General features: G+C 61.3%; 22 protein-coding genes. 8 read left to right on the top strand and 14 right to left on the bottom strand.

Going from position 1 to position 20,465, the window contains the following annotated elements; all coding sequences use genetic code 11:
• Window positions 1-32: 32 nt before the first annotated feature.
• Window positions 33-521, top strand: coding sequence for a DMT family transporter (locus AB1J88_RS14025; RefSeq protein ID WP_430291289.1), 489 nt, complete (start codon window positions 33-35; stop codon window positions 519-521).
• 144 nt (window positions 522-665) lie between these two features.
• Here AB1J88_RS14025 and yiaY read toward each other — a convergent pair whose 3' ends face one another.
• Window positions 666-1,814 carry an L-threonine dehydrogenase gene (gene yiaY / locus AB1J88_RS14030; protein ID WP_041070446.1) on the bottom strand — a complete coding sequence of 383 codons (1,149 nt, stop codon included), beginning with the start codon at window positions 1,812-1,814 and terminating at the stop codon, window positions 666-668.
• Between the two features lie 153 nt (window positions 1,815-1,967).
• Between yiaY and AB1J88_RS14035 the strand changes: the two genes are divergently transcribed.
• Window positions 1,968-2,987 carry a DUF4917 family protein gene (locus tag AB1J88_RS14035; RefSeq protein ID WP_430291290.1) on the top strand — a complete coding sequence of 340 codons (1,020 nt, stop codon included), beginning with the start codon at window positions 1,968-1,970 and terminating at the stop codon, window positions 2,985-2,987.
• An 88-nt stretch (window positions 2,988-3,075) separates the two neighbouring features.
• Here the strand turns inward: AB1J88_RS14035 and AB1J88_RS14040 are convergent, their stop codons facing one another.
• Complete coding sequence (locus AB1J88_RS14040; protein WP_003222480.1) at window positions 3,076-3,618, bottom strand: helix-turn-helix domain-containing protein; 543 nt, start codon at window positions 3,616-3,618, stop codon at window positions 3,076-3,078.
• Window positions 3,619-3,724: 106 nt separating this feature from the next.
• Between AB1J88_RS14040 and AB1J88_RS14045 the strand changes: the two genes are divergently transcribed.
• Complete coding sequence (locus AB1J88_RS14045; protein WP_430291291.1) at window positions 3,725-4,507, top strand: aldolase; 783 nt, start codon at window positions 3,725-3,727, stop codon at window positions 4,505-4,507.
• 22 nt (window positions 4,508-4,529) lie between these two features.
• Window positions 4,530-5,414: a dihydrodipicolinate synthase family protein gene (locus AB1J88_RS14050; RefSeq protein ID WP_262948962.1), complete on the top strand. Its 885-nt coding sequence runs from the start codon at window positions 4,530-4,532 to the stop codon at window positions 5,412-5,414.
• 131 nt (window positions 5,415-5,545) lie between these two features.
• Here AB1J88_RS14050 and AB1J88_RS14055 read toward each other — a convergent pair whose 3' ends face one another.
• The 3 genes from AB1J88_RS14055 to AB1J88_RS14065 form a co-directional block, all read right to left on the bottom strand.
• Entirely contained in the window at window positions 5,546-5,890 is a 345-nt protein-coding gene (locus AB1J88_RS14055) for a YegP family protein (RefSeq protein WP_108181923.1), read from the bottom strand.
• Between the two features lie 186 nt (window positions 5,891-6,076).
• Window positions 6,077-6,388 (bottom strand): ribbon-helix-helix domain-containing protein, encoded by a 312-nt coding sequence (locus tag AB1J88_RS14060; RefSeq protein WP_047292209.1) that lies wholly within the window; start codon window positions 6,386-6,388, stop codon window positions 6,077-6,079.
• A gap of 13 nt (window positions 6,389-6,401) precedes the next feature.
• A complete protein-coding gene (locus AB1J88_RS14065; RefSeq protein WP_430291292.1) occupies window positions 6,402-6,983 on the bottom strand; it encodes a DJ-1/PfpI family protein in 582 nt (193 codons plus the stop codon).
• Window positions 6,984-7,275: 292 nt separating this feature from the next.
• Between AB1J88_RS14065 and AB1J88_RS14070 the strand changes: the two genes are divergently transcribed.
• Window positions 7,276-8,166, top strand: a complete 891-nt coding sequence (locus tag AB1J88_RS14070; RefSeq protein WP_430291293.1) for a DMT family transporter — start codon at window positions 7,276-7,278, stop codon at window positions 8,164-8,166.
• A gap of 138 nt (window positions 8,167-8,304) precedes the next feature.
• On the opposite strand, the gene AB1J88_RS14075 is transcribed toward AB1J88_RS14070, so the two are convergent.
• The 4 genes from AB1J88_RS14075 to AB1J88_RS14090 all read right to left on the bottom strand — a co-directional run bounded on the left by AB1J88_RS14075 (window position 8,305) and on the right by AB1J88_RS14090 (window position 11,789).
• The gene (locus AB1J88_RS14075) at window positions 8,305-9,522 is read right to left on the bottom strand and encodes a class I SAM-dependent methyltransferase (protein WP_430291294.1); all 1,218 of its coding nucleotides are present in this window, start codon (window positions 9,520-9,522) and stop codon (window positions 8,305-8,307) included.
• Between the two features lie 241 nt (window positions 9,523-9,763).
• The gene (locus tag AB1J88_RS14080; protein ID WP_430291295.1) at window positions 9,764-10,381 is read right to left on the bottom strand and encodes a TPM domain-containing protein; all 618 of its coding nucleotides are present in this window, start codon (window positions 10,379-10,381) and stop codon (window positions 9,764-9,766) included.
• A gap of 33 nt (window positions 10,382-10,414) precedes the next feature.
• Window positions 10,415-11,167 carry a TPM domain-containing protein gene (locus AB1J88_RS14085; RefSeq protein ID WP_430291296.1) on the bottom strand — a complete coding sequence of 251 codons (753 nt, stop codon included), beginning with the start codon at window positions 11,165-11,167 and terminating at the stop codon, window positions 10,415-10,417.
• Between the two features lie 13 nt (window positions 11,168-11,180).
• Complete coding sequence (locus AB1J88_RS14090) at window positions 11,181-11,789, bottom strand: LemA family protein (protein ID WP_007963199.1); 609 nt, start codon at window positions 11,787-11,789, stop codon at window positions 11,181-11,183.
• Between the two features lie 258 nt (window positions 11,790-12,047).
• Between AB1J88_RS14090 and bglX the strand changes: the two genes are divergently transcribed.
• The gene (gene bglX / locus AB1J88_RS14095) at window positions 12,048-14,339 is read left to right on the top strand and encodes a beta-glucosidase BglX (protein ID WP_430291297.1); all 2,292 of its coding nucleotides are present in this window, start codon (window positions 12,048-12,050) and stop codon (window positions 14,337-14,339) included.
• A 104-nt stretch (window positions 14,340-14,443) separates the two neighbouring features.
• Here bglX and AB1J88_RS14100 read toward each other — a convergent pair whose 3' ends face one another.
• From AB1J88_RS14100 to AB1J88_RS14120, 5 genes are all read right to left on the bottom strand, one after another.
• A complete protein-coding gene (locus tag AB1J88_RS14100) occupies window positions 14,444-15,601 on the bottom strand; it encodes a phospholipase D-like domain-containing protein (protein ID WP_041070472.1) in 1,158 nt (385 codons plus the stop codon).
• 1 nt (window position 15,602) lies between these two features.
• Window positions 15,603-16,193: a YceI family protein gene (locus AB1J88_RS14105; protein ID WP_222016081.1), complete on the bottom strand. Its 591-nt coding sequence runs from the start codon at window positions 16,191-16,193 to the stop codon at window positions 15,603-15,605.
• 143 nt (window positions 16,194-16,336) lie between these two features.
• Window positions 16,337-16,642: an amidase gene (locus tag AB1J88_RS14110; RefSeq protein WP_222016083.1), complete on the bottom strand. Its 306-nt coding sequence runs from the start codon at window positions 16,640-16,642 to the stop codon at window positions 16,337-16,339.
• On the bottom strand, window positions 16,639-17,718 hold the full coding sequence (locus AB1J88_RS14115) for a serine hydrolase domain-containing protein (protein ID WP_430291298.1): 1,080 nt from the start codon (window positions 17,716-17,718) through the stop codon (window positions 16,639-16,641). The genes AB1J88_RS14110 and AB1J88_RS14115 overlap by 4 nt, the downstream gene beginning before the upstream one ends.
• 137 nt (window positions 17,719-17,855) lie before the next feature.
• Window positions 17,856-18,737 carry an acyl-CoA dehydrogenase gene (locus AB1J88_RS14120; RefSeq protein WP_430291299.1) on the bottom strand — a complete coding sequence of 294 codons (882 nt, stop codon included), beginning with the start codon at window positions 18,735-18,737 and terminating at the stop codon, window positions 17,856-17,858.
• A 153-nt stretch (window positions 18,738-18,890) separates the two neighbouring features.
• Here AB1J88_RS14120 and olsB point away from each other — a divergent pair, with 153 nt between their 5' ends.
• Entirely contained in the window at window positions 18,891-19,646 is a 756-nt protein-coding gene (olsB, locus tag AB1J88_RS14125; RefSeq protein WP_007963187.1) for an L-ornithine N(alpha)-acyltransferase, read from the top strand.
• The gene (locus AB1J88_RS14130; RefSeq protein WP_430291300.1) at window positions 19,646-20,440 is read left to right on the top strand and encodes a lysophospholipid acyltransferase family protein; all 795 of its coding nucleotides are present in this window, start codon (window positions 19,646-19,648) and stop codon (window positions 20,438-20,440) included. The genes olsB and AB1J88_RS14130 overlap by 1 nt, the downstream gene beginning before the upstream one ends.
• Window positions 20,441-20,465 lie beyond the last annotated feature (25 nt).

Consider the following 20,465-nt stretch of genomic DNA (forward strand, 5'->3'; position numbering starts at 1 on the left):
TAGAGTCCAGCAAAACCTGTTGGAGTGTGATCATGAGTACGTTGCAGTGGGCCGGTCTGTTGCTGCTGGCCGCGTTTGCCGGGGCGGTGGTGCCGTTTCAAAGTGCGATCAACAGCAATCTGGCGCGGAGCCTCGGCCATCCGCTGTGGGCAACCCTGGCCTCGTTGCTGGTGAGTGTGTTGGTGTTGTTGCCGGTGATTCTGGCGCTGCGCCTGCCGCTGCCGTCGTTGGGGTTTATCAGCAAGGCGCCGTTGTGGATGTGGGCTGGCGGTGCGTTCGGCGTGTGCTTTGTGGCGCTGGCGGTGATGTTGTTACCGAAGCTCGGCGCGTCGGGGTTTGTTGCGCTGGCGTTGGCCGGCCAGGTGATTGCGTCGATGGTGCTGGATCACTTCGGGTTGTTTGGGCTGGTGGAGAAACAGCTGACGGCGTCGCGGGTGTTGGGCGCGTTGCTGCTGATTGGCGGGGTGGTGTTGATTCAGTTTGGTGGGGGGTTTGAGCGGAATGTGGCAGCGGTTGGCTGATCTGAGAGCTCATAGTTTTGTGGTGTTGACGAGTCAGTCTTGGCGAGCAGGCTCGCTCCCACAGTGATCGCATTTCAACTGTGGGAGCGAGCCTGCTCGCGAAGGGGCCAGTGAGCTCTGCTGAACATATCAGGACGGCGCCTCTCAAAACGCGTTACGGAAAATCTCCTCGATCTGCCGCTGATCCGCCGCCCGTGGGTTGGTCAGACCGCACGCGTCTTTCAGCGCGTTGGTGGCTAGCACTGGAATATCGCTGAGCTTGGCACCGAGTTCGCGCAGGCCGCCAGGAATATCGACATCCCTGGCCAAACAACGGATCGCATTGATCGCCGCTTGAGCGCCCTCCTCCGCGCTGAAACCACGAATGTCCGCGCCCATGGCGTGGGCGACGTCGGTCAGGCGTTCGGCACAGACCAGTGCGTTGAAGGTCTGCACATGCGGCAACAACACCGCGTTGCACACGCCGTGAGGCAAGTCGTAGAAACCGCCCAACTGGTGGGCCATCGCATGCACGTAGCCGAGCGATGCGTTGTTGAACGCCATCCCGGCGAGGAACTGCGCGTAAGCCATGTTCTCCCGCGCCGCGAGGTCGCTGCCGTCACGCACGGCCAGGCGCAGGTTGTTGCTGATCAGGGTCATGGCCTTCAGCGCGCAGGCATCGGTGATCGGGTTGGCCGCCGTCGAAACGTAAGCTTCGATGGCGTGGGTCAGCGCGTCCATGCCGGTGGCGGCAGTCAGGCTTTTCGGCATGGCGACCATCAGCGCCGGGTCGTTGACTGACAACAGCGGCGTGACGTTGCGATCGACAATGGCCATTTTCACGTGACGCGATTCGTCGGTGATGATGCAGAAACGGGTCATCTCGCTGGCGGTGCCGGCGGTGGTGTTGATGGCGATCAGCGGCAACTGCGGCTTGCTCGATTGATCGACGCCTTCGTAGTCGCGGATCTGCCCGCCGTTGGTCGCACACAGGGCGATGCCCTTGGCGCAGTCATGGGGCGAGCCGCCGCCCAGCGACACCACGAAATCGCAACGACTGTCCTTGAGCAGCGCCAGCCCGGATTCGACGTTGGCGATACTCGGGTTCGGTTTGGCGCCATCGAAGATCACCGAGTCGATGTCCTGCATCGCCAGCTTCTCGGCGACCATGGTCGCCACGCCAGCCTTGGCCAGCCCCGCGTCGGTGACGATCAGCGCCTTGCGAAACCCATAGTTGCGGATCGCAACCATGGCCTCATCGAGGCATCCATTGCCCATGATGTTTACGGCTGGAATGAAAAAGGTGCTGCTCATGCGCGTCTCCTGACTGGGGCCGAATCGAATGCTCCGATCCGGCGGATGTGCACAGGATCGACTGATCGGTCACGGCCGATGTTGATCTGGCTCAACGCCCGCTCGTGATAAAGTCGCCGTCCATCCGCCCTTTGTTTTGAGACTGCCCACGCAATGACCGATTTTCTGGATGTCGACGCCACCCTCGAAGACTGGAGCGCCCTGCGTGCCACCACTGACTTCAACGGTCTGTTGGTGGGCAATGGCGCCAGCCGCGCGGTGTGGGACGACTTCGGCTACGACTCGCTGTTCGAAAACGCGCGCACGGTGGAAGAGAAACCGCTGAGCCCGTCGGAGCTGAGCGTGTTCGATGCGATGCAGACGCGCAGCTTCGAGCAGGTGCTCGGTGCACTGAAAACCACCAGTCGGGTCAACAAGGCGCTGGCCGTCAGCTCGGCGGCACCGCGCAATCGCTATTACGCGATCAAGGAAGCACTGATCAATACCGTGCACGCCGTACACATTCCGTGGCGGCTGGTACAGGCCTCGACCCTGGTCACGCTCAATGAGGAACTGGCGCGCTACCGCACGGTATTCACCACCAACTACGACCTGCTCAACCACTGGGCGATCCAGCACCGCAGCGAGGCCATCGACGACCTGTTCAACGGCCCCGACGCCCGTTTCGATCTGAGCGCAAGCGCCAGCCCCAAACCGCGTCTGCTGTACCTGCACGGCGGTCTGCATCTGGTGCGCAATCAGGACGGCACCGCGCGCAAACTGACCTCGACCGAGGGCACCCTGCTCGGCAGTTTCGCGATCAACAACACAATCAAGACGCTCGACGACGTGCCGCTGTTCGTCAACGAAGGGCCGAGCGCAGACAAGCTCAAGACCATTCGCAGCTCGGATTATCTGTCGTTCTGTTATGAACAGTTATTGGGGCACGCGGATAACCTGTGCATCTTCGGTCATGCCTTGGGCGAGCAGGATGCGCATATCGTGAGGGCGCTGCGCCTGGCGAAACCGGCAAGCGTGGCGATCTCGATCTATCCGCGCAGTGCGGCTTTCATTCAGCATCAGAAACGGCATTACACGAAGGTGTTCGAAGGGACCGGTGTTGCGTTGCGGTTCTTTGATGCGAAGACGCATGCGTTGGGCAATCCGAAGCTTTCGGTGCCGGTCGAGGTTTAAAGCAAGATCAAAAGATCGCAGCCTGCGGCAGCTCCTACACAGATCGGCGTAGGAGCTGCCGCAGGCTGCGATCTTTTGATTTTAAGGTTCATTCTTCGCTGCTGTGCACCACCACCAGCAACTGCGCCTGCACCTCGCCCACCGATCTGATCCGGTGCGGCTTCTGCGCATTGAAGTGCAGCGCATCGCCACGCTCCAGCAGCACCCGTTCGTTCATGAAATCCACTTCCACCTGCCCTTCGTGGACGAACAGAAATTCTTCGCCCAAGTGCTCCTTGAAGGTCTTGTCGGTGAACTCGCTCGGCGGGTAGATGATGAACGGCAGCAGGTTGCGTTCGCTGACCTGATGCGCCAGCACCGCGTACCCCGGGCTCTGATCGTTGGCCGCCAGTGACTGGCGTTCGTGGCTGCGTACCAGGCTGTAACTGTCGAGGCTGACGTTGTCTTCGGAGAACAATTCCTCGACCTTCACGTTCAGCGCTTTTGCCAGTTTCAGCGCGGCCGCAATCGACGGGGTGTTCAACCCGCGCTCGACTTTCGACAGATAACTCTTGGTCATGCCGGATTTTTCGGCCAGTGCCTCAAGCGTTACCCCAAGTTTTTTTCTCAACAATTTCAAACGGATAGACATGCGCAGCGGTTATTCCATCAAGGAAGCGACGATTTGTGCTTGCCAATGACACATTGTGTCATTTAGCCTCTTTAGTGTCATTTGCACTCACTCAAAGGACACAGACATGGCCAAGACATTAGCACTACCTAAAGAACAACTGGTCAAGCAAGCGCTGACCCAAATGCAAAAAAGCCTGGCGGATAATACGTGGACTGACCGGCAAAAGCTGGCGCTGACCTGCCGGATCCTGTTCGAGAACGGTCACGACTCCGGTCTGGCCGGACAGATCACCGCTCGCGGCCCGCAACCGGGGACCTATTACACTCAACAACTGGGCCTGGGTTTCGATGAGATCACCGCGAGCAATCTGCTGTTGGTCAACGAGGACTTGGAAGTGCTCGAAGGTCACGGCATGGCCAACCCGGCCAACCGTTTCCACAGCTGGGTCTACCGCGCCCGGCCGGACGTGAACTGCATCATCCACACCCACCCGACCCACATTGCTGCATTGTCGATGCTGGAAGTGCCGCTGCAGATTTCCCACATGGACCTGTGCCCGCTGTACGACGACTGTGCGTTTCTCGAGGGCTGGCCGGGCGTGCCGGTGGGCAACGAAGAAGGCGAACTGATCGCCGGTGCGCTGGGCGACAAGCGCGCCATTCTGCTATCGCACCACGGCCAGTTGTCGACCGGCAGCACGATCGAAGAGGCCTGTGTCATCGCCCAGCTGATCGAGCGCGCCGCCAGACTTCAGCTGCTGGCAATGGCCGCCGGTACGATCAAACCGATCATTCCGGCGCTGGGGCGCGAAGCCCATGACTGGGTGTCGAAACCCAAGCGCCACGCCGCCGCTTTCAACTACTACGCCCGGCAGAACCTGCGCCAACACGCCGATTGCCTGAACTGATTTCAGCTTTTCCCGGAGACTCATCATGTCCAATATTCACGGCATCATCGGTTACACCATCACCCCGTTCAGCGCCAACGGCGAAGGCCTCGATCTGCCGGCCCTCGGCCAATCCATCGATCGCCTGATCGACAGCGGCGTCCACGCCATCGCCCCGCTGGGCAGCACCGGCGAAGGCGCCTATCTGAGCGACGCCGAATGGGATCAAGTCGCCGAGTTCAGCATCCAGCACGTCGCCAAACGAGTGCCAACCATCGTCAGCGTGTCCGACCTGACCACCGCCAAAGCCGTGCGCCGCGCGCGCTTCGCCGAAGCCCACGGCGCCGATGTGGTAATGGTGTTGCCCGCCTCCTACTGGAAGCTCACAGAAGCGGAAATCCTCGCCCATTACCGCGCCATCGGCGACAGCATCGGCGTGCCGATCATGCTCTACAACAACCCGGCCACCAGCGGCACCGACATGTCGGTCGAGCTGATCCTGCGCATAGTCAATGCTGTGGAAAACGTGACCATGGTCAAGGAGAGCACTGGCGACATTCAGCGTATGCACAAGCTGCAACTGTTCGGTGAAGGTCAGGTGCCGTTCTACAACGGTTGCAATCCGCTGGCGCTGGAGGCGTTTGCCGCCGGGGCCAAAGGCTGGTGCACCGCCGCGCCAAACCTGATCCCGCAGCTGAATCTGGATCTGTATGCGGCTGCGCTGGCCGGTGATCTGGAGCGCGCACGCGAGCTGTTCTATCGCCAGTTGCCGCTGCTGGATTTCATCCTCAAGGGCGGTTTGCCAGCGACGATCAAGGCCGGACTGCGGGAGACGGGGCTGGAGGTTGGTGATCCGCGCTTGCCGGTGTTTCCGTTGAGCGAGGCGGGACAAACGCAGCTGCAAACCATCCTGAAAACCCTGCGCTGATCTCAGGCAAAACAAAAATCCCTGTAGGAGCTGTCGAGTGAAACGAGGCTGCGATCTTGTGATCCTGCTCTTTACCATCAAGATCAAAAGATCGCAGCGTACCGCAGCTCCTACAGAGGGATGTTCCGGGTTCAGAGCACCGGCAGGGTCTTGTCCTTGATCACTTTGCTCGGCCCGTTGGCCTTGACGCTGGCGATGCCTTTGGCGCACGCGGTGTCGTTGGAGTAGGACTCGCTGCTGCCGATGATCTGGTGGTTGGCAGCCTTGAGGTTGAAGTAAGGATGACCATCCTTGGTGGTCTTTTTCTCGTAGCGTTCATCCAGCGGGCTGTTGGTCTGCACCGAAGCAATGCCGCTGTCGGCTGCCGCACGAGTGGTGTAGAGCTCGCTGGTGAGAATGGTTTCGGCGTTGGCGGCTTTCAGCACAAACCTGAACTGGCCGTTGCTGCTTTTGCTCACTTCGTACCATCCGGACATGCTCGATTCTCCTTGGCGGTTGAGGGGTTTCGCGCTTCAGAGTAAAGACCAGCCCAAGACTTCTGTCGCCTGTACCGGCCCCATCGCGGGCAAGCCCGCTCCCACCGAGTTCGTCAGCGATCACAAAATTTGTGAGCACCAGAGAAACCTGTGGGAGCGGGCTTGCCCGCGATGGGGTCAACTCGGTCAGGACTGTTTCACCACTGCTCGCACCACCGACAACTGCGGCTCCGTCCCCCGCCGCTGACTCAGATAGCGCGTACAACTCACCCGCAGGAACGAGGCAAAATTCACCACCTCGCCGCGATAATCCATCACCTCTTCATACAGCTTGGCGATCAACTGGTTGGTGGTCATGCCATCGACTTCGGCGATTTCGCTGAGGATGTCCCAGAACTGGTTTTCCAGGCGCAACGTCGTCACCACGCCGCAGATACGCAGTGAGCGCGAGCGGGATTCGTAGAGAATCGGGTCGGCCTTGACGTAGAGCTCGCACATCGGCGAATCCTCGTTACAGGGTGATTTGGGTGCCGAGCAGGCCGAGGAAACCGGCCAGCCAGTTCGGATGCGCCGGCCAGGCTGGCGCAGTCGCCAGATTGCCTTGAACGTGGCCGTCGGTCACCGGGATATCGATGAACGTGCCACCGGCCAGCCGCACTTCCGGGGCGCAGGCCGGATAGGCGCTGCACTCGCGCCCTTCGAGAACGCCCGCCGCCGCCAGCAGTTGCGCGCCGTGGCAGACCGCGGCAATCGGCTTGCCAGCCTTGTCGAAGGCGCGCACCAGTTCCAGGACTTTATGGTTCAGGCGCAGGTATTCCGGCGCTCGTCCGCCGGGGATCAGCAGCGCGTCGTAATCGGCCTCGGCGACCTTGGCGAAGTCGAAGTTGAGGGCGAACAGGTGCCCGGGTTTCTCGCTGTAGGTCTGGTCGCCTTCGAAGTCATGGATCGCGGTGCGTACGGTCTTGCCGGCGGCCTTGTCCGGGCACACGGCGTGCACGGTGTGGCCGACCATCTGCAGGGCCTGGAACGGCACCATCACTTCGTAGTCTTCGACGTAATCGCCGACCAGCATCAGGATTTTTTTCGCGGCCATGGGGAGGACTCCTCTGGAAATGGGCTTGCAGGAGTCTTCAAGGTAGACCTTATCCGTTCGGGCGGGTAACAACCGGCTACTACGACCTGTCCCCTGTAGGAGCTGCCGAAGGCTGCGATCTTTTGATCTTGCTGTTAAAAGCGAGGATCAAAAGATCGCAGCCTTCGGCAGCTCCTACAGGGGTTACCGCGAACTGTATGGATAACTCTGTGCCTAGCTGTAACAGCCCGGACTCCACGGTTTATGGCTAGATGAAGTCACTTCCCTGTCACCTTCAATTCTGGTCACTCACATGTCCTCACGCGAAAACACCGGCATGGCCCTCGGCCTGCTCGGGGTTGTGATTTTCAGCCTGACCCTGCCCTTCACCCGGATCGTGGTGCAGGAACTGCATCCGCTGCTCAATGGCTTGGGCCGTGCGCTGTTCGCGGCGATTCCGGCGGCAGCCCTCTTGTTATGGCGACGCGAGAAGTGGCCGAGCTGGCAGCAGATCAAAGGCCTGAGCTTGGTGATCGCCGGGGTGATTCTCGGCTTCCCGGTGCTGTCGGCGTGGGCCATGCAGACCTTGCCAGCGTCCCACGGCGCGCTGGTCAACGGTTTGCAGCCGCTGTGTGTCGCGCTGTATGCGGCGTGGCTGTCCCATGAACGCCCCTCGAAAGCCTTCTGGGCCTGCGCCGCACTGGGCAGTGCGCTGGTGCTCGGTTACGCGTTGTACACCGGGGCCGGCAGCATTCAGGCCGGCGACTTGTTGATGCTCGGCGCGATTGCCGTGGGTGGTCTGGGCTATGCCGAGGGTGGCCGGTTGGCCAAGGAAATGGGCGGCTGGCAGGTGATCTGCTGGGCGCTGGTGCTGTCGACGCCGCTGCTGATCGGCCCGGTGCTGTACCTGGGGCTGCAGCATCACGGCGCGGTGTCAGCCAAGACTTGGTGGGCGTTCGGCTACGTGGCGCTGTTCTCGCAGTTTCTCGGCTTTTTCGCCTGGTACGCCGGGCTGGCGATGGGCGGGATCGCGCGGGTCAGTCAGATCCAGTTGCTGCAGATTTTCTTCACCATCGCGTTTTCGGCGCTGTTCTTTGGTGAACATGTCGAGCCGATTACCTGGGTGTTTGCCTGCGGGGTCATCGCGACGGTGATGCTCGGGCGCAAGACCGCTGTGCGTCCTGCCCAACCGGCCACTGCATGACCACCGCCCCTCGAATGACGAGCGCATGCCCCTGTAGGAGCTGCGGCACGCTGCGATCTTTTGATGTTGCCTTTAAGATCAAAAGATCGCAGCGTGCCGCAGCTCCTACAGGGTTTCGTGTCGGATCAGTATCGGGTGTCAGGCGAGAAAGCCGTCGGCGCGCAGCAGGGTTTCCAGACAGTGCTCGCTGATGTTGTAGAAGTCCTTGAGTTCCTGAATCTTCACCAGCAGCTGGGCCGGGTCCACCGGCTCGGCGCGCTTCACCGCGAGAATCATCTTGTTCTTGTTGGTGTGTTCCAGCGAGATGAACTCGAACACCTTGGTCTCGTAACCACAGGCTTCGAGGAACAGCGCACGCAGGCTGTCGGTGACCATTTCCGCCTGTTGGCCCAGGTGCAGACCGTATTGCAGCATCGGCTTGAGCAGTGCCGGGCTCTGGATCTGCAGGCGGATCTGTTTGTGGCAGCACGGCGAGCACATGATGATCGACGCGCCCGAACGGATGCCGGTGTGAATCGCGTAGTCGGTGGCGATGTCGCAGGCATGCAGGGCGATCATCACGTCCAGTTCGCTCGGCGCCACGCTGCGCACGTCACCGCACTTGAACACCAGGCCCGGGTGTTCCAGTTTCGCTGCGGCGGCGTTGCACAGGTTGACCATCTCTTCGCGCAGCTCGACGCCGGTGACTTCACCCTCGGCCTTCAGCGTGTTGCGCAGGTAATCGTGAATCGCGAACGTCAGGTAGCCCTTGCCCGAACCGAAATCCGCGACTCGCACCGGTTTGTCCAGCGCCAGCGGTGACGAGGTCAGCGCGTGGCTGAAGACTTCGATGAACTTGTTGATCTGCTTCCACTTGCGCGACATCGCCGGGATCAGCTCATGCTGCGCGTTGGTCACACCCAGGTCCTTGAGGAACGGTCGGCTCAAGTCCAGAAAACGGTTTTTCTCACGGTTGTGCTCGGCGGACGGTGCTTCACGCAATTGCTGAGGTTTGCTCTTGAACAGCGAAGGCTTGCCCTTTTTGCTGTATTCGAGCTGGGCTTCGTCGGTCACGGTCAGCAAATGCGCATTCTTGAACGCCGCCGGCAACAGCTCGGCAATCACCGCCACACCTTCGCTCAGCGGCAGGTTCTTGGTGATGTCGCGGGTCTTGTAGCGATAGACGAACGACAGGTTGGGCTGCGCCTTGACCGTCACCGCTTTGATGATGATCCGCTGCAGATCCACCTCTTCGCCCACGTACTTGGCCAGCACCAGCTTGATGAAGCCGTTGTGTCCGAGGCTGGTTTGCAGCAGCTCGATGAACTGGGCGTGATGATCTGGTGTGGGCTTGAGGGAGGGAGCGGTAACGGACATGGAAAAGCGGCCTCGGACGGGCGAAATCGGGAATGGCGGGTATTTTAGGGTGGACGGTGCTTGGGGACACGCTCTTATTTACCCAACGGCAAAATCCATGACACCCAACCTTGTGGCGAGGGGATTTATCCCCGACAAGGCGCGACGCTGCCCTTTATGTACGGCCAGTCAAATCAGATGCACAGTTTTTGCGACTGCTGCGCAGCCGATCGGGGATAAATCCCCTCGCCACCTGACTGACTCAACCCAGCACAATCAACCGATTGGGCAATTCATTCCTCACCTGCGTCACCGGCACATGCACCTTGAGCAACTCACCGCAGGCCTCGATGCAGGTGATGAACCCCTCAAGCGTGCGTCCCTGCCGCACCTGCTCGGTGAACGCGGCGACAATCGCGTCCCAGCTCTTGTTGTCCAGCCGCCGGGAAATCCCCTCGTCCACCAGAATTTCCACGTAGCGCTCGGCCTCGCAGACAAAGATCAGCATCCCGGTACTGCCGACGGTGTGGTGCAGGTTCTGTTCGAGAAACTGGCGCCGCGCCAGATTCGACGCGCGCCAGTGCCGCACACGGCGCGGGATCAGGTGGGTGGTGACTTTCGGCAGACGAAACAGCAGGCACAGGACGATAAACAGCCCCCATTGCACCAGCAACAGGCTGCGCATCGTCATCCAGCCGCTCAGGTAGTGAACGATGCCCGGCACCAGCAACGCCAGCAGGCTGGCCCACAGCAACGGGATGTATGCGTAGTCATCGGCGCGCGCCGCCAGCACCGTTACCAGTTCGGCGTCGGTGTCGCGCTCGACCCGGGCGATCGCCTCGGCGACTTTGCGTTGTTCGTGTTCGGTCAGTAATGCCATGTCGAAAAGTGCCTGATCATTATTGTTGTGTGTTCACCAGCCGCCGGACGATCCGCCGCCGCCAAAACTGCCCCCGCCGCCGCTGAAGCCCCCGCCTCCACCGCCACCGCCAAATCCACCCCCGCCGAAACCGCCCCCGCCTCCGGAGCCGCCACGGCCGGCGGGAAGGATACCGAGCATCTGGCAGACAAACACGGTCAGGATGAACAACACCACCAGAAAAATGAACAACAACGGATGCCGCGAGACAAAATCGTTTTGCGGGTCACCGCTCGACTCGTACACCGTCGACGGCTCGTCCAGCGGATTGCCGCCGAGCACCACCAGCATCGCCGCGACGCCATCGCTGATGCCCTTGCTGAAATTGCCGGCCTTGAACGCCGGGGTGATCACTTGATGGATGATCACCGAACTCTGTGCATCGGTCAGCCGATCTTCCAGCCCGTAACCGACTTCGATGCGCAGCTTGCGCTCGTCCCGGGCGACGATCAGCAGCGCGCCGTTGTTCTTGTCCTTCTGGCCGATGCCCCAGTGCCGGCCCAGTTGTACGCCGTAGTCTTCGATGGTGGTGCCCTGCAGATCGGGCACCGTGACCACCACCAGTTGCTCGCCGGTCGCTTGCTCATGCGCCTGCAACTGCTGGCTCAACTGGGCGCGCACCGAGGGCTCGAGCATCTGCGCCTCGTCCACCACTCGCCCGCTCAGCGCCGGGAATGTCAACTCGGCCCGGGCGCTGACGGCGAACAGCCACAGCATCAGCACCAGGCCTATCTTCAACACACGCATGAATAACCTCGGGTCAGAACTTCACTTCCGGGGCCTTTTCCGCACCGGGGGTGGTGGCTTCGAAGGTTTCGCGAATCGGCAGGTCGCTGTACATCACGCTGTGCCAGAGGCGCCCGGGAAACGTGCGGATCTCGGTGTTGTATTTCTGCACCGCCAGAATGAAATCGCGCCGCGCCACGGCAATCCGGTTTTCCGTACCTTCGAGCTGCGACTGCAAGGCGAGGAAATTCTGGTTGGCTTTCAGGTCGGGATAACGCTCGGACACCACCATCAGCCGGCTCAGGGCACCGCTCAACTGATCCTGGGCCTGCTGGAACTGCTTGAGTTTTTCCGGGTTGTCGAGGGTGCTGGCATCGACCTGGATCGACGTCGCCTTGGCCCGCGCCTCGACCACGGCAGTCAGGGTCGCTTCCTCATGCTTGGCGTAGCCTCTGACGGTTTCCACCAGGTTGGGGATCAGGTCGGCACGGCGCTGGTACTGGTTCTGGACCTGGCCCCAGGCGGCTTTCGCCTGTTCGTCGAGGGTCGGGATATTGTTGATGCCGCACGCGGTCAACAAGGTGGCGAGCACCAGCAACGTGGCGACCTGCAGACGCGAGCGGTAGGTTGGACTGACATTCATCAAAGTGATGCTCCCTGGCGTATTTCATAAAAAACCGACCGTGAAACCTTCTGCATCGGCGGTTGGGGCATAATCGGCCGCGCCACTGGATTGCAACGGGCCGATGGGCTAAAAAGAGGCCCTGCGCAAACGCTGCCGACGGTCGGCGGGCGTTTTTGGCTCGGTCATTTTGAGCCTGCACCCGAACAACAATAGTCGCTCCCTAACTTTTGGCTGGCCGGCATTGCATTGCCGTTTGGGCCCTCGAGAAAAATATTCATGAAGAAGCTGTGTTTGCTGGGCCTGTTCGTCAGCCTGGCCAGTCATCAAGTATTGGCCGCCACGACCCCGGTACCCCTGGAAAACAAGGACGCGTTCATCAGCAATCTGATGAAGCAAATGACCCTCGATGAAAAGATCGGCCAGTTGCGCCTGATCAGCATCGGCCCGGAAATGCCCCGCGAGTTGATCCGCAAAGAGATCGCCGCCGGCAACATCGGCGGTACGTTCAACTCGATCACCCGCCCGGAAAACCGTCCGATGCAGGACGCGGCGATGCGCAGTCGCCTGAAGATTCCGATGTTTTTTGCGTACGACGTGATCCACGGTCATCGTACGATTTTCCCGATTCCGCTGGCCCTGGCCTCGAGCTGGGACATGGGCGCCATCGGTCAGTCCGGGCGTATTGCCGCCAAGGAAGCTGCGGCCGACAGCCTCGACATCACCTTTGCACCGATGGTCGATATCTCCCGTGATCCGCGCTGGGGCCGCAGCTCCGAGGGCTTTGGTGAAGACACCTATCTGACTTCGCGTATCGCCAAAGTCATGGTCAAGGCCTATCAGGGCGATACCCCGAGCGCCGCCGACAGCATCATGGCCAGCGTCAAACACTTCGCCCTGTATGGCGCGGTCGAGGGCGGTCGTGACTACAACACCGTGGACATGAGCCCGGTGAAGATGTACCAGGACTACCTGCCGCCGTACCGCGCCGCGATTGATGCCGGCGCCGGTGGCGTGATGGTCGCGCTGAACTCGATCAACGGCATCCCGGCCACCGCCAACACCTGGCTGATGAACGACTTGCTGCGCAAGGACTGGGGCTTCAAGGGCCTGGCCGTCAGCGACCACGGCGCGATCTTCGAACTGATCAAGCACGGCGTGGCCGCCGACGGTCGTGAAGCGGCGAAGCTGGCGATCAAGGCCGGCATCGACATGAGCATGAACGACACCCTGTACGGCAAAGAGCTGCCGGGGCTGCTCAAGTCCGGCGAGATCGAACAGAAAGACATCGACAACGCGGTGCGCGAAGTGCTCGCCGCCAAGTACGACATGGGCCTGTTCAAGGACCCGTACCTGCGTATCGGCAAGGCCGAGGATGATCCGGCCGACACCTACGCCGAAAGCCGTCTGCACCGCGCCGAAGCCCGTGACGTGGCACGTCGCAGCCTGGTGCTGTTGAAGAACCAGAACGACACCCTGCCGCTGAAGAAAGACGCGAAAGTCATGCTGGTCGGTCCATTGGCCAAGGCACCTATCGACATGATGGGCAGTTGGGCCGCTGCGGGTAAACCGGCGCAGTCGGTCACGCTGTTCGACGGCATGCGCTCGGTGATGGGCGACAAGGCCAACCTGATCTACGCCCGTGGCGCCAACATCACCAGCGACAAAAAAGTGCTGGATTACCTGAATTTCCTCAACTTCGACGCCCCGGAAGTGGTCGATGACCCGCGCCCGGCCAATGTGCTGATCGACGAAGCGGTGAAGGCAGCCAAAGACGCAGACGTGATCGTCGCCGCCGTTGGCGAATCCCGTGGCATGTCCCACGAGTCCTCCAGCCGTACCGACCTGAACATCCCGGAAAACCAGCGCGAGTTGATCCGTGCCCTGAAAGCCACCGGCAAACCGCTGGTACTGGTGCTGATGAACGGCCGGCCGCTGACCATTCTCGAAGAGAACCAGTCGGCTGATGCGATTCTGGAAACCTGGTTCAGCGGCACCGAGGGCGGCAACGCCATCGCCGACGTGCTGTTCGGCGACTACAACCCGTCGGGCAAACTGCCGGTGACCTTCCCGCGCTCCGTGGGCCAGATCCCGACCTACTACAACCACCTGAGCATTGGCCGGCCGTTCACGCCGGGCAAACCGGGCAACTACACCTCGCAGTATTTCGATGACACCACGGGCCCGCTGTTCCCGTTCGGTTACGGCTTGAGCTACACCCAATTCGCCCTGAGCGACATGGCGCTGTCGTCAACCACGCTGAACGCCACCGGCAAGCTCGACGCCAGTGTCACCCTGAAAAACACCGGCAAACGTGACGGCGAAACCGTGGTGCAGCTGTACATTCAGGACGTCACCGGCTCGATGATTCGCCCGGTGAAAGAACTGAAGAACTTCCAGAAAATCATGCTCAAGGCCGGCGAACAGAAAGTCGTGCACTTCACCATCACCGAGGATGACCTGAAGTTCTACAACGCCCAGCTCAAGTACGCGGCCGAGCCTGGCAAGTTCAACGTGCAGATCGGCCTGGATTCGCAGGATGTGACGCAGCAGAGCTTTGAGTTGCTGTAACCGTTAAAAGCAAAAGATCGCAGCCTTCGGCAGCTCCTACATTGGGAGGGTGTGCACCCTGTAGGAGCTGCCGCAGGCTGCGATCTTTTGATCTTGCTTTTGCCTTATCCGCGTCTGTCGAGAATGTTGACCACCAGCCGATCCACCCAGCCCCAGATCCGCTGCTTCACCCGCCGCCACAGCGGCCGGCGCTGCCACTCCTCCAGACTGACCTGCTGACTCAGGCCGAAGTCCTTCTCGAAACTCTGCACCACCGCTGCCGTCAACGACGGGTCCAGTGCCTCCAGATTCGCCTCCAGATTGAAACGCAAGTTCCAGTGATCGAAGTTGCACGATCCAATGCTCACCCACTCGTCCACCAGGACCATTTTCAGGTGCAGGAAACACGGCTGATATTCGAAGATCTGCACCCCGGCCTTGAGCAGGCGCGGATAGTAGCGATGGCCGGCGTAACGTACTGACGGGTGATCGGTGCGCGGCCCGGTCAGCAATAGCCGGACGTCGACACCCCGGGCAGCGGCCTTGCGCAGCGAGCGGCGGATTTTCCAGGTCGGCAGGAAGTAAGGCGTGGCCATCCAGATGCGTTTCTGTCCGCTGTTCAAGGCGCGGAACAGCGACTGCAGAATGTCGCGATGCTGGCGGGCATCGGCGTAGGCCACGCGGCCCATGCCCTCGCCCATGTCCGGGACCTTGGGCAAGCGTGGCAGGCCGACATGGGCCGAAGGTTTCCAGGCCCGGCGATGGCGGTTGGCGATCCATTGGCGGTCGAACAGCACTTGCCAGTCGAGCACCAGCGGACCGCTGATTTCCACCATCACTTCATGCCATTCGCTGCTGTCCTGCCCCGGCGTCCAGAACTCATCGGTGACACCCGTGCCGCCGACCACCGCCAGACGCTGATCAACCAGCAACAGTTTGCGATGATCGCGATAAAAGTTGCCGACCCAACGCCGCCAGCTCAGGCGATTGTAAAAACGCAGTTCAACCCCGGCCTTGATCAGGCGCTGACGCAGGTGCAGGGTAAACGCGAGACTGCCGTAGTCATCGAACAGGCAGCGTACCCGCACCCCGCGCTCGGCAGCCTGCACCAGCGCCTGCACCACGGCTTCGGCGCAGGCGCCCGCCTCCACCAGATACAACTCGAGTTCGACCTGTTCTTCGGCGCGGGCAATTTCCACCAGCATGCGCGGGAAGAATTGCGGGCCGTCAATCAACAGTTCGAAGCGGTTGCCGTCCCGCCACGGGAACACCGCGCCGCGCATGTCAGCGCGCCGTGAAAATCAGCACCGCACCCACCGGCACCGACAGACTGATGGCCGACAGGCCAGCGAGGTTACGCAGGGTTTCCAGGCCCGGCACCAGGTCGAAATCCTCGGCGTTGATCACCAGCGGCTCCAGGGTCACCACTTGAAACCGCCGGTCATCGAGGCGGGTTGCCAGCAACTGCGCCGGGTATTCATGTTGCTTGCCGTGCAGGTTGACGGTCAGCGGCAAACGCAATTCCAGCTGCGCGCCGGGAGCCAGATCGTTGATCGGGCGCAGGTCGATCCGGGTGCTGATGGTCGCTTCGGGGAATTGCTCGATCTGGAACAACTCCTTGCGCATGCGCTCGTCGCGCAGCGGGATGCCGCTGTTGATCGAATCCAGCTCGACTTCGACTTCGGCGCGGCCATCCGGATCGACCTTGCCGTGCAACACCAGGAAGCGCTGCACTTCGGAAATGTGGGCGTTTTTCGTGCTGACGAACGACAGCCGCGACGACTCGCCATCCAGATACCAGTTGGCCTGCGCCGGCAGCGCGGCGGCGGCCAGCAGCAGACTGGCGAAGGCTGTATAGAGGGAGCGGTTGAACATTGAATACTCGTGGGGGCGATAAACCTGCACGAACCTTAACCGCCCATAGGTTTATTGCAAACATCAAGATCAAAAGATCGCAGCCTGCGGCAGCTCCTACAAGGAATGCAAAACCTGTAGGAGCTGCCGCAGGCTGCGATCTTTCAAGGCTGTAAACGACAGCCTTGCCGTTCACCCAGCCACTGCGCGCGATTGCTGCGGCCCATGCCACTGACGGTGACGGTTTTGCTCGCGCTGTCATCGGTAAAACCGCTGGTCGGCAGCCACTGTTTCACATAACCCCGACAATATTCAGCCTGGTTGTTCATCACGTAGCGACACGAACAATATTCCTTGGCCGTGTACGCACTGATGATGTCGGGGAACGCCCACAGATTGTCGCGTTCGAGCCAGATCCAGCCGAGCAGCACGATCAGCGCCAGCAGCAACACCCGCTTCAACAGCTTCATGGCTGCACCGCCTGGAGCACGCGTTTGAGCAATTCGTTGTGGCGATAGCTGCCGTCGCGGTCATCGGCGTAACGCACGATCAGCAGGTTCTCGCTGGGAACCACATACAGCGCCTGCCCCCAATGACCGAGGGCGGCGAAGGTGTCGGGCGGCGCGTCGGGCCATGGCGCGGCGGCGCCATCCGCCGGGCGATTGAGCCACCACTGGCCGCCGGGCACCGCTTCGTCCTGATGCGCCTTGTAGCCGGTAAAAGCAGTTCGGTTGAAGGCCACCCAATCCTTGGGCAGTAATTGCCGGTCGCGCCAACGTCCGTCGCGCAGCATCAACAGGCCAACCCGCGCCAGATCACGGGCGGTGAGATACGCGTAAGAGGACGCGACAAACGTGCCGCCGGCATCGGTTTCCCACACGGCATGGCGAATGCCCAACGGCTCGAACAGCGCCGTCCACGGATAGTCGGGATAACGCTCGGGGCCGACCATGTTCTTCAGCGCCGCCGCCAGCAGATTGCTGTCGCCACTGGAATAACGGAACGCCTGCCCCGGCGGCGCGTAGGCGTCGTGATCGGCAGTGAACGCGGGCATGTCGCGCTGCCCACGGGTGTAGAGCATCGCCACCACCGAGGATTTCAGCGGGGCGTATTCGTAATCTTCCTGCCAGTCCAGACCGGAAGCCCAGTGCAGCAGGTCCGCCATGGTGATCGCCGGGTGTTTTTCCAACGCCGGATAAAACTTTGAAACGGGATCATCCAGTTTGAACAAGCCTTCGCCATACGCCACGCCAAGCACCGTGGCCATCAGACTCTTGCTGATCGACCAGGTCAGGTGCGGGGTTTCGGCACTGGTCGGACCGGCATAGCGTTCGTAGATAACCTGACCGTCGCGAATGACCAGCAAGGCGTCGGTGCGGATCCCCTGGCGGGTGTCGTCGTCGCGGGGTGGGAAGGCATAGGCCTCTAATGCCTCGACTGCTGCGCCACTGTTTTTTGCGCCCGTTGGCCATTGTTCATCCGGCCATTGCTCGGCCTGGACCGTGAAGCTGATCAGCAGCAGGAACAGGGACAGGCCTTTGATCATGGAAAAATCTCAACGGACGGGTGCAAAGATCATGGCCCAGAAAAATGACAATCTCCCGATCACTGTAGGAGCTGCCGCAGGCTGCGATCTTTTGATTGTGCATTTAAAGATCAAAAGATCGCAGCCTGCGGCAGCTCCTACAGCGGAATGTGCAGGGCTTTGGCCAAGCGCTTGGCCCGCGCGGCGGCCGCCAATTGCATCACCGACTGATCACGCTGCCACATCTGCGCCCACTCCGGGTTGCCCTCGGCCAACGCCTGATCGATCTCGTTCTTCAGCGCATCAAACTGCGCAAACAACCCGCCCAGCAACACGTGTCCGGCCGGATTGTTCGGCGGCTGGCGACTCGCTTCCGCACAGCCGGCCAGCAGCGCCAGCAAACGCAACAGCAGCGGCTGCGACCAGCCACTGTCCTGACCGACGCCATACAGCCACGCGGTCATCGCGCTCAACACATAGACATCTTCCAGGCTGCGGAACGGCTTCACATAAGCATCCCAGCCATCCCCCGCGAGCAACTCGCACAACGCGCCGTCCAGGTGCAGACGACCGTGGCTGATGTCCGGCATCAGCGGCAGCGCCGGGAGCTTTTCCACACGCACGCCGGGCTCTCCGGGATAGACCACCGCCAGACTCAGACGCGGTTTTTCACCGGGCTCTTCACTGCGCGCGGCGATCAACAGCCAGTCCGCCGCGTCCCCGGCGGTGACGAAATCCTTGCGCCCGCTCAAGCGCAAATCGCTGAGACGGGTCTGCATGTCCGCCGGGCGCAGGCTGCGCTGTTCGGTCGCACACAACGCGCCAAGACTTGGCGGCGCGCTCGGCCAAAGCATGCGCAACGCCGCCTGATACCCCACCAGAAACGCCAGCCCCGGCGTCGCCATGCGCCGCCCTCCGGCCACCGCCAGTTCGAACGGCGTCACGTTGCCCAATTGATGCAGCAAGGTAGCGAAACCTTCCGACAGATCAGTCACGGCGGGCAGGCGTTCATGGCTTTCGAGCAGGCTGGGCCAGGGCATAAGAGGCTCCTTGAGGGCTGTCATACAAGCATCACCAAACGTTCACGGTGATGACACCGGGGCTACATAGCCTGACTTTGCACAACATGGCTGCATAAAGAAAGTCGATCGGCTGCAACCCACGACGGGTTCAAGGCCCGTACGGAGATTCAAATGACTCAGATCGCCCGCATCAGCGACACCGGCAATGAACGCCGCCTGCAAGCCGAACGCCTGATCGGCGCCGAGGCCTTGCAGCAAGCCCAGGCCTTGCGCTTCAGCGTCTTCAGCGGCGAATTCAACGCCAAGCTGAAAGGCGCGGAACTGGGTCTGGACATGGATGACTATGATGTTCACTGCAGCCACATCGGCGTGCGTGACCTGAACACCGGGCGTCTGGTCGCCACCACCCGCTTGCTCGATCACACCGCCGCCAGCAGCCTGGGCAAGTTCTACAGCGAAGAAGAATTCAGCCTGCATGGCCTGGCGCACCTGCAAGGTCCGATCCTCGAAATCGGCCGTACCTGCGTCGATCCGGCCTACCGCAACGGCGGCACCATCGCCGTGCTCTGGGGTGAACTGGCCGAAGTGCTGAATCAGGGCGGCTACAGCTACCTGATGGGTTGCGCGAGCATCCCGATGCAGGACGGCGGCGTGCAGGCTCACGCGATCATGCAGCGTCTGCGCGAACGCTACCTGTGCACCGAACACCTGCGCGCCGAACCGAAGAATCCGTTGCCGTCGCTGGACATTCCGTCGAACGTGATCGCCGAAATGCCACCGCTGCTCAAGGCCTACATGCGCCTGGGCGCGAAGATCTGCGGCGAGCCGTGCTGGGACGAAGACTTCCAGGTCGCCGACGTGTTCATCCTGCTCAAGCGCGACGAACTCTGCCCGCGTTACGCCAAGCACTTCAAGGCGGCCGTGTGATGAGCCGGTTGCGCGTGTACGCGCGAATCGCGCGAGTGCTGCTGGTGGTGACGCTGGGCCTGACCATGGCCAGCGTGTTCGGCATATTCGAACGTCTGGGCCTGGCGCACTCGATGCAACGTCGGCAGCGCTGGTCGCGTTTCTTCATGGCACGTTTGAGCAATGCCCTGCCCTTTCGCGTAACGGTGCACGGCGAGTTGCCGCAGCAGCCGATGCTGTGGGTCAGCAATCATGTGTCATGGACTGACATTCCGCTGCTGGGCATGCTCACGCCGCTGTCGTTTCTGTCCAAGGCCGAAGTGCGCACCTGGCCGGTGGCGGGTTGGCTGGCGGCCAAGGCTGGCAGCCTGTTTATTCGTCGCGGCTCGGGCGACAGCCAGTTGATCCGCAAACAGATGACCCGCCATTTGCAGACGCAGCATCCGCTGCTGATGTTCCCGGAAGGCACCACCACCGATGGGCGTTCGCTGCGCACTTTTCATGGTCGCCTGCTGTCGGCGGCCATCGATTCCGAGGTGATGCTGCAACCGGTGGCGATCCGTTATCTGCGCAATGGCGACATCGACGCGCTGGCGCCGTTCATTGGTGACGATGATTTGCTGTCGCACCTGATGCGGCTGTTCAGCAATGATTGTGCCGATGTCGAAGTGCATCTGCTCAAGCCGATCGCCTGTCAGGGCCGCGAGCGTGCGGCACTGGCGTTCGAAGCGCAGCAGGCGGTGCAGAAGGCGTTGTTTGGTGACATCGCCAGAGCGGCCGAACCACGGCGCGCGGGCGAGTTGATCGCCGCCTGAAAAGCAAAAGATCGCAGCCTTCGGC

Source organism: Pseudomonas sp. S8 (assembly GCF_050473925.1).
Lineage (GTDB): Bacteria > Pseudomonadota > Gammaproteobacteria > Pseudomonadales > Pseudomonadaceae > Aquipseudomonas > Aquipseudomonas parakoreensis.